This is a genomic window from Phocaeicola sp. RTP21198st1_B8_RTP21198_201120 (genome assembly GCF_040929485.1).
GTDB classification, from domain to species: Bacteria; Bacteroidota; Bacteroidia; order Bacteroidales; family Bacteroidaceae; genus Phocaeicola; species Phocaeicola dorei.
Genome location: NZ_JBCOCI010000076.1, coordinates 6,448 through 13,631, shown reverse-complemented (window position 1 = coordinate 13,631; position 7,184 = coordinate 6,448). Strand labels below are relative to the sequence as shown.

General features: G+C 39.8%; 7 protein-coding genes. 5 read left to right on the top strand and 2 right to left on the bottom strand.

The features are described from left to right. Positions 1-3 precede the first annotated feature (3 nt). The 5 genes from AB5935_RS19420 to AB5935_RS19400 all read left to right on the top strand — a co-directional run bounded on the left by AB5935_RS19420 (position 4) and on the right by AB5935_RS19400 (position 5,439). Positions 4-84, top strand: a complete 81-nt coding sequence (locus AB5935_RS19420) for a potassium-transporting ATPase subunit F (RefSeq protein ID WP_074783379.1) — start codon at positions 4-6, stop codon at positions 82-84. Positions 85-110: 26 nt separating this feature from the next. Further along, complete coding sequence (gene kdpA / locus AB5935_RS19415) at positions 111-1,817, top strand: potassium-transporting ATPase subunit KdpA (protein ID WP_007835455.1); 1,707 nt, start codon at positions 111-113, stop codon at positions 1,815-1,817. A 33-nt stretch (positions 1,818-1,850) separates the two neighbouring features. Further along, on the top strand, positions 1,851-3,884 hold the full coding sequence (gene kdpB, locus AB5935_RS19410; protein WP_007835457.1) for a potassium-transporting ATPase subunit KdpB: 2,034 nt from the start codon (positions 1,851-1,853) through the stop codon (positions 3,882-3,884). Positions 3,885-3,897: 13 nt separating this feature from the next. Next, positions 3,898-4,467: a K(+)-transporting ATPase subunit C gene (locus AB5935_RS19405; protein WP_038609697.1), complete on the top strand. Its 570-nt coding sequence runs from the start codon at positions 3,898-3,900 to the stop codon at positions 4,465-4,467. 270 nt (positions 4,468-4,737) lie between these two features. Further along, positions 4,738-5,439, top strand: a complete 702-nt coding sequence (locus AB5935_RS19400) for a hypothetical protein (protein WP_007835461.1) — start codon at positions 4,738-4,740, stop codon at positions 5,437-5,439. A gap of 145 nt (positions 5,440-5,584) precedes the next feature. Here the strand turns inward: AB5935_RS19400 and AB5935_RS19395 are convergent, their stop codons facing one another. Both AB5935_RS19395 and AB5935_RS19390 read right to left on the bottom strand, forming a co-directional pair. Next, a complete protein-coding gene (locus tag AB5935_RS19395; RefSeq protein WP_007835463.1) occupies positions 5,585-6,274 on the bottom strand; it encodes an HAD family hydrolase in 690 nt (229 codons plus the stop codon). Between the two features lie 36 nt (positions 6,275-6,310). Next, positions 6,311-6,946, bottom strand: coding sequence for a chloramphenicol acetyltransferase (locus tag AB5935_RS19390; protein WP_007835464.1), 636 nt, complete (start codon positions 6,944-6,946; stop codon positions 6,311-6,313). Between the last annotated feature and the right edge of the window lie 238 nt (positions 6,947-7,184).

Below are 7,184 nucleotides of genomic sequence, written 5' to 3'. Positions count from 1 at the left end.
GTTATGTACACAGCATTATTTGTAGTTAGTTTGATTATGTTCGGCTATATGATGTATGTTCTTATCAAGCCGGAGAAGTTTTAAAAAAGTAAGTTAAGAAATAAAGAGTTATGAATACTGAAGTTTTAGGTGTTATAGCGCAAATTGTCTTATTGATAGTGCTTAGCTATCCTTTGGGCAAATATATCGCTAAAGTTTATAAAGGTGAAAAGACTTGGTCGGATTTTATGAAGCCCGTTGAACGGGTTATGTTCAAACTGAGTGGTATCAATCCCAATGAGGAGATGAACTGGAAACAGTTTTTGAGAGCCTTGCTGGTGGTAAATCTATTTTGGTTCCTTTGGGGGATGGTACTGTTGGTTACACAAGGTGTGCTGCCGCTTAACCCGGATGGAAATGCCGGTCAGACTGCGCATCAGGCATTTAATACTTGTATCAGTTTCATGGTGAACTGTAACTTGCAACATTATAGCGGTGAAAGTGGGCTGACTTATTTTACTCAGCTATTCGTCATCATGCTCTTTCAGTTTATTACTGCCGCTACCGGTATGGCTGCCATGGCAGGTATAATGAAAGCGCTGGCTGCAAAGACTACTCAGACTATTGGCAATTTCTGGAACTATTTGGTATTAAGTTGTACCCGTGTCCTGTTGCCTCTTTCATTGATCGTAGGTTTTATCCTGATTGTGCAAGGCACTCCGATGGGCTTTGACGGAAAAATGAAGGTGACCACCATGGAAGGAACTACACAATATGTATCACAAGGCCCTACGGCGGCTATTGTCCCTATCAAACAATTGGGTACTAATGGGGGTGGTTATTTTGGTGTAAACTCTTCTCATCCCTTGGAGAACCCTACCTATTTTGCTAATATGGTGGAATGTTGGTCTATCCTTATCATACCTATGGCGATGGCATTTGCATTCGGTTTCTATCTGAAACGTAAAAAATTGGGTTATAGTATATATGGTGTCATGCTGTTTGCTTATCTGGTAGGAGTTTGTATCAATGTCAGTCAGGAGATGGGTGGTAATCCACGTATTGATGAGATGGGGATAGCGCAGGATAATGGCGCGATGGAAGGTAAAGAAATACGTTTGGGCTCGGCCGCCACTGCTTTGTGGAGTATTACTACTACGGTTACTTCCAATGGTTCTGTCAATGGTATGCACGATTCAACAATGCCGCTTTCGGGTATGATGGAAATGCTGAACATGCAGATCAACACATGGTTTGGCGGTGTAGGTGTGGGATGGATGAACTACTTTACATTTATTATTATCGCCGTGTTCATCAGTGGGTTGATGGTAGGCCGTACACCGGAGTTTCTTGGTCATAAAGTAGAAGCACGTGAAATGAAGATTGCTTCCATTGTAGCACTACTTCATCCGTTTATCATTTTAGTTGGTACAGCATTGGCTGCTTATCTGTTTGTTCATGCGCCTGCATTTGTGGAAAGTGAAGGTGGCTGGTTGAACAATCCCGGATATCATGGTCTGAGTGAAATGCTTTATGAATACACCTCGTGTGCCGCCAATAATGGTTCCGGTTTTGAAGGACTGGGTGATAACACATGGTTTTGGAACTACTCTTGTGGTATTGTGCTGATATTAGGACGTTTTGTCCCGATTGTAGGTCAAGTGGCCATAGCAGGTATTCTGGCTAAGAAAAAATTTATTCCCGAAAGCGCCGGCACATTGCAAACCGATACAGTGACATTCGGTGTGATGACATTTGCGGTTATTTTTATTGTTGCCGCACTATCATTCTTCCCGGTACATGCATTAAGCACTATTGCCGAGCACTTGAGTTTATAATTCTGATAACAGACAACGATATTAATAGAAGATATGAAAGATAATAAATCAGCTTCTTTATTTCAGAAGGAGCAAGTTATTGACAGCATAAAACAATCATTCGTGAAGTTGAATCCGCGAGTGATGATTAAGAATCCGATTATGTTCACGGTAGAGGTTTGTACAGCTATTATGTTCTTGGTGATGCTCTACTCTATCGTTAATGATTCACAAGGCTCATTTATTTATAATTTATGGGTTTTCGTAATTCTGTTCATCACCTTGTTATTTGCTAATTTTGCTGAAGCTATTGCCGAAGCGCGCGGAAAAGCACAAGCCGATAGCCTGAGGAAGACTCGTGAGGAGACCCCTGCCAAATTGATTGTGAACGGGACTTTGAAAACAGTCAGTAGTTCCCAGTTAAAGAAAGGTGATATTTTTGTATGTGAGGCAGGAGATGTTATTCCTGCCGATGGCGAGATCATCGAAGGACTGGCGTCTATTGACGAAAGTGCCATCACAGGCGAATCCGCTCCTGTAATCCGTGAAGCAGGCGGTGACAAGAGTTCAGTAACAGGAGGTACAAAAGTATTGTCCGATCAGATAAAAGTAATGGTAAGCACCCAGCCGGGTGAAAGTTTCTTGGATAAGATGATTGCATTGGTGGAAGGCGCATCCCGCCAGAAAACACCGAATGAAATTGCATTGACTATCCTGTTGGCAGCATTTACATTGGTCTTTGTCATTGTGTGTATCACCCTTAAACCGTTTGCCGATTATACGGGAACTGTCATTACCATTGCTTCTTTTCTGTCCTTGTTTGTCTGCCTCATTCCCACCACTATCGGAGGATTGCTTTCGGCTATCGGTATCGCCGGGATGGATCGTGCTCTGCGTGCCAACGTCATAACCAAATCGGGTAAAGCAGTGGAAACAGCCGGAGATATAGATACTTTGCTTCTTGATAAAACAGGAACAATAACTATAGGAAACCGTAAAGCTACTCGTTTTTATCCGGCTCAGGGAGTGGATGAACATGCTTTCATCGAAGCCTGCCTACTCTCATCTGTATCTGATGATACTCCGGAAGGTAAATCTATTATTGAACTGGGACGTGAATCGGGTTTACGGATGCGTAATTTGAATACCGATGGTGCTCATATGATAAAATTTACCGCCGAAACCAAATGCTCGGGTATTAACTTGAAGGATGGAACAGAAATCCGTAAAGGTGCATTTGATGCTATCCGCAAGATAGCTTTGTCTGCCGGAAACCCTTTCCCAAAAGAAACGGAAGATATCATTCAAACCATTACAAGTAATGGAGGTACTCCATTGGTGGTGAGTGTCAATAAGAAAATTGCCGGAGTTATAGAATTGCAGGATATCATAAAACCGGGTATTCAGGAACGTTTTGAACGTTTACGCAAGATGGGGGTAAAAACAGTCATGGTGACGGGAGATAACCCTTTGACCGCCAAATATATTGCAGAGAAAGCCGGAGTAGACGACTTCATAGCCGAAGCTAAACCGGAGGATAAGATGGAGTATATCAAGAAAGAGCAGGCTGCCGGCAAACTGGTTGCCATGATGGGTGACGGAACAAATGATGCTCCTGCCCTTGCCCAAGCTAATGTGGGGGTTGCCATGAATAGCGGTACACAGGCTGCCAAGGAAGCAGGGAATATGGTGGATTTGGATAATGATCCTACCAAGCTGATAGAAATTGTTGAGATAGGTAAACAATTGCTGATGACACGTGGTACACTGACCACTTTCTCCATAGCCAATGATGTGGCCAAATATTTTGCCATTGTTCCTGCATTGTTCATGCTTTCCATTCCAGAACTGGCTGCATTGAATATTATGGGGTTGCATAGCCCTGAGAGTGCTATCTTATCTGCAGTTATATTCAATGCCATCATTATTCCTATTCTGATTCCGCTGGCATTGAAAGGAGTTCAATACAAACCGATAGGAGCTTCCGCCTTGCTTCGTCGTAATCTTTTGATATATGGCATAGGTGGTGTTATTGCTCCTTTTGTGGGTATTAAATTAATAGATTTAGTAGTAGGATTATTCTTTTAACAAGTAAATAACAATGAAAAATTTTATAAAGTCATTCAGACTTACTTTAGTCTTTTGTGTGTTTTTCTCAGTATGCTATATACTAGTCTTATGGATTTTCGCTCAATTTGCCGGACCTAATTCCGGCAATGCCGAGATTGTGGAACTTAACGGAAAAGTGGTAGGTGCAGCCAATGTGGGACAATTATTTACAGAAGATATCTATTTCTGGGGACGTCCTTCATGTGCTGGTGAAGGTTATGATGCGGCTAGTTCGGCCGGTAGCAATAAAGGTCCTACCAATGAGGAGTATCTGGCTGAAGTAGAAGCTCGGATTGATACATTTTTAAAGCATCATCCTTACTTGAGCCGTAAGGAAGTACCTGCCGAAATGGTAACAGCCAGCGGTTCCGGATTGGATCCTGACATCACTCCGGCCTGCGCATACGTGCAGGTACAACGTGTGGCTAAAGCTCGCGGAATGAGTGAGGAAACTGTAAAAGCTATTGTAGATAAAGCTGTGGAAAAACCGTTTATGGGCATGTTCGGTACAGAGAAGGTGAATGTGTTAAAACTGAATGCTGCTTTAGAAAAGGCAAAATAATAAAAATATATAGTCATTAAATTAGGAAGATGTGCGTCATGAAAAAGAGAAGTTTCCTGGATACCGAGAGCCTGTCGGCTCTAGAAGCTGTGGCTATCATTGTATTGTTCTTTGCTTTGATAACATGGATTCTTGATCTTTGACGTGCATCACCATTGAATGATGCATCTTGATTCAGAAAAACTCAAAATGGATATTTCCTTTCAGACAATAAGAAGGAAATAGTAGAAATATGTAAAACATGAATATTAATTAGTTTAATTTTTTAAGATGAAAAGGAATTTGAAAAAAGTGGTCTTGGTGCTGGCTTTACTGTTGCCTGGAGTGATAAAAGCACAAGAATTTAACGTAACGGCTAAGGCAGATTTTGTAAGTGATTACATTTGGCGTGGCGCTTACCAGAATTCAGGATTTTCTGTACAGCCTACATTAGGATTATCTTACGGCAACCTTTCTTTATCTGCTTGGGGGAGTCAGAGCCTGACCAAGACAGACGGTGCACAAGAGTTTGACATCAATTTAAGCTATACTATTGGCGGTTTAGGTATTACAGTAACCGACTATTGGTGGAATGGCATCACCATGCCCTACGGGGATTATAAACATGATCATCATTTTGAAGGAACATTAGCTTATAATTTCGGCGAGAACTTTCCTCTGACCTTGAGTTGGTCTACTATGTTTGCGGGAGGAGACGATAACAAAGACGGTGATCGTGCTTATTCCACTTATATCAATGCTTCTTATAATATTGCTTGCCCGGCAGAAATTACGCTCACTCCTTCCGTTGGTTTCACTCCTTGGAAAGGAATGTATGATGCTGATGGTGCTGCTTTTACAGATATTGCTTTAAAAGCTTCCAAGAACATTAATATTACAGATAATTTTTCTTTGCCTTTGTTTGTACAGGCTATTGTTTCGCCCTCATTTGACAAAACTTATCTGATAGCCGGATTAAGTATTGGGTTTTAAATGTGTGATTTTTTTGATAAAAAGGAGAAATGCAAAGCATTTCTCCTTTTTGTTGTATTAGAGTGACTTATCTTTTTTTGATTCTTGCCAGATGTGGTATTTTTGTTCAAAGAGTTGCCACGTGGAGAATGGAATATGGCAAAAACTAAAGATAGTTTTGTATCTCTTTAATGTTATTCAACTTAATAAAGTGGGAGTGCGTTACTTCTCCTTCACATTGTTCGTGTGCCCAAGTGATATGATGAGGTACATAGGCTGCATAACCTCCGAGTTCCAATATGGGAATAATATCTGACTTTATTGAGTTTCCTATCATCAGTAAATTTTCTGCCTTACACCCTAAATTATCAAGCAATCTTTTATAATCCGCATTCTTCTTGTCGCTCATTATTTCTATGTGGCAAAAACATTCTTGTAGTCCGGACGCAGAAATCTTTCTTTTTTGATCGAACAGATCACCTTTGGTGGCCAATACTAATTTATAATTTTCGCACAAGGCTGATATGACTTCTTGCACACCGTCCAATAATATGATTGGCCTTTGCAGAAGTTCCTGGCCTGATCGGAGGATTTCTTTTACGAGATTGAGATCTCCTTCTCCATTAGTAACTTTGCAAATGGTTTCAATCATGCAAAGCAGCATTCCTTTCAGTCCATAACCATAGATATGCAGATTTTTTATTTCTGTTTTGAACAGTTCTTCTGATATGGAAGGAGCTGGTAAATATTTCCTCAGAAGATGACAAAATTTGTGTTCCAACTCTTGAAAATAAAGTTCATTTTCCCAAAGAGTGTCATCGGCATCAAAAGCGATAAATTCTATTTTATTTTTCATGTTTTATTATTAGAATAGGAAGAGGGAGCAATCATATCATAATGTATTGTTTTGTCCGTCTTTTAAGTTCTGTATAAATTCGGCAACATTTCGTCCATCCACCAAGCCATGGTGGACACTGATGGATATAGGGAGCAAAAGTTTCTTTTTTTCTTGTATCAGCTTACCTGTAGAAATTTTGGGTATAGAATCTCCTGTTTGAATTGAACCGGCATGTTTCATCTCGGAAAAGGCAAACCAAGGCAGAGCCGAATAACGGATGACATCTGCTCTTGCAGTGTCCTTGGAAAAAGAAAGTCCGGCACTGTTTTTTACTCTATGTATTTCCTTTTCTGCATTTTCAATAAATAAGGAAAGATCTGTGTCATACTCAAAAAATCCAAAGCCAAAAGTTCCGTCCTCTCTTCCGATAGTGGGCGAAATATTGATTTTATCATATTCTACTACTTCTCCGTTTTCTATACGTAATTTGAATGCAGTAGTTGCATTGATACATTTCAATAGGAAGTACACAGAATAAAGAAAAAAAGAAACCTCCATATTTTTACTTTGTTGATATACGCTTGTGAAATCAACAGTCGTAGTAATTCCCCAAAAAGGGTCATCGAGAGCCGAGAAGAATTTAAAATGCTCTTTTCTATTCCAATTGTCCAGGTTAATAACTCGCTTCATTTTCTATTTACTCTGTTTTTCTTTTATGTGTATTATTTCTGTTACAACTATTTTAACGATAAAACATATTGTTGCAAATATACAAAAAGTATTTTAACAGAGATGTTCTTTGTTTGCTTTAAATCCATTTTATTATTTCCTGTTCTGTGCTAAAGTTAAGAATGGATAACAGCAACTATTTTAAAAGGTTATTCAGGACTGATAATCAACTATATGTCTATTTTTGTTTATAAGGGAA